This window comes from Salinivibrio sp. PR6 (assembly GCF_001995955.1).
GTDB classification, from domain to species: Bacteria; Pseudomonadota; Gammaproteobacteria; order Enterobacterales; family Vibrionaceae; genus Salinivibrio; species Salinivibrio siamensis.
Genome location: NZ_MUFA01000048.1, coordinates 1 through 1,526, shown reverse-complemented (window position 1 = coordinate 1,526; position 1,526 = coordinate 1). Strand labels below are relative to the sequence as shown.

General features: G+C 48.4%; 1 tRNA gene and 2 rRNA genes. All 3 read right to left on the bottom strand.

Annotation, left to right across the window (positions count from 1 at the left end):
- A 23S ribosomal RNA gene (locus BZG72_RS16040) occupies positions 1 to 820 on the bottom strand; the annotation flags it as partial.
- 393 nt (positions 821 to 1,213) lie between these two features.
- Positions 1,214 to 1,289 (bottom strand) — tRNA-Glu (locus BZG72_RS16035).
- An 81-nt stretch (positions 1,290 to 1,370) separates the two neighbouring features.
- Positions 1,371 to 1,526: ribosomal RNA gene (locus tag BZG72_RS16030) — 16S ribosomal RNA — on the bottom strand; the annotation flags it as partial.

The following is a 1,526-nucleotide window of genomic DNA, read 5'->3' as shown; positions in this document are numbered from 1 at the left end:
AGTATTCGTCCGAGGCGCTACCTAAATAGCTTTCGGGGAGAACCAGCTATCTCCGAGTTTGATTGGCCTTTCACCCCTAGCCACAGGTCATCTCCTAACTTTTCAACGTTAGTGAGTTCGGTCCTCCAGTTGATGTTACTCAACCTTCAACCTGCCCATGGCTAGATCACTCGGTTTCGGGTCTAATGCTAGCAACTRYWCGCCCAGTTAAGACTCGGTTTCCCTACGGCTCCCCTATGCGGTTAACCTTGCTACTAACATTAAGTCGCTGACCCATTATACAAAAGGTACGCGGTCACCCCACAAAGGAGGCTCCCACTGCTTGTACGTAGACGGTTTCAGGTTCTATTTCACTCCCCTCACAGGGGTTCTTTTCGCCTTTCCCTCACGGTACTGGTTCACTATCGGTCAGTCAGGAGTATTTAGCCTTGGAGGATGGTCCCCCCATGTTCAGACAAGATATCACGTGTCCCGTCCTACTCGTTTTCACGTCTAAGGCGCCGTCGGTNTGCCAGGTTTTCCAACCTGTTCACCTAACGCCTAAGCCGCTTAAGGGCTGCTCCGGGTTCGCTCGCCGCTACTGCCGGAATCTCAATTGATTTCTTTTCCTTCGGGTACTTAGATGTTTCAGTTCCCCGAGTTCGCCTCTTAGCGCTATGTATTCACRCTAAGATACCTGCTTATGCAGGTGGGTTTCCCCATTCGGAAATCCCAGATTCAAATGGCTTTTACTGCCTTATCTGGGCTTATCGCARGTTARTACGTCCTTCATCGCCTCTGACTGCCAAGGCATCCACCGTCTACGCTTAATCACTTAACCATACAACCCCAAGAGGTCTTTTTGCTCGATCTTTCTCTTTTATACGGCCTCTTGCTCACCGTTTGCTTGGTCACGTAACACGTTACGCTCCCCGCGACAAACGCCTCGCGCGAGATTGTCTAAAAAAGAAATCTGCGTCGCAAAACCACTCAGTGTTGAATCATCAACCAATTAAGGTTTTGTTTTTGCCGGACTCAAAATAGAGACTTTGCTTATCAAATAAGACAAAGCCCAAGCACACTTGATTGTGTGAGTGACATTACATGTCACTGATTGAGAACTTTACTGTCATTCTTTAAGAATGACTTGTCAGCTTTCCAGATTGTTAAAGAGCATGTCGTTTATTGCTAAATAAACCACTTTGTAATCACACTCGAAAGTATGTTTATAAAGTGGCGTCCCATAGGGGAGTCGAACCCCTGTTACCGCCGTGAAAGGGCGGTGTCCTAGGCCTCTAGACGAATGGGACACGCTGATATGTTTGGGAACATATCYTCTTTAATACTTCAACCTATACAATCTGTGTGAACACTCGCAAAAATAGCGTCAGTAAGGAGGTGATCCAGCCCCAGGTTCCCCTAGGGCTACCTTGTTACGACTTCACCCCAGTCATGAACCACACCGTGGTAAACGCCCTCCCGAAGGTTAAGCTATCTACTTCTGGTGCAGCCCACTCCCATGGTGTGACGGGCGGTGTGTACAAGGC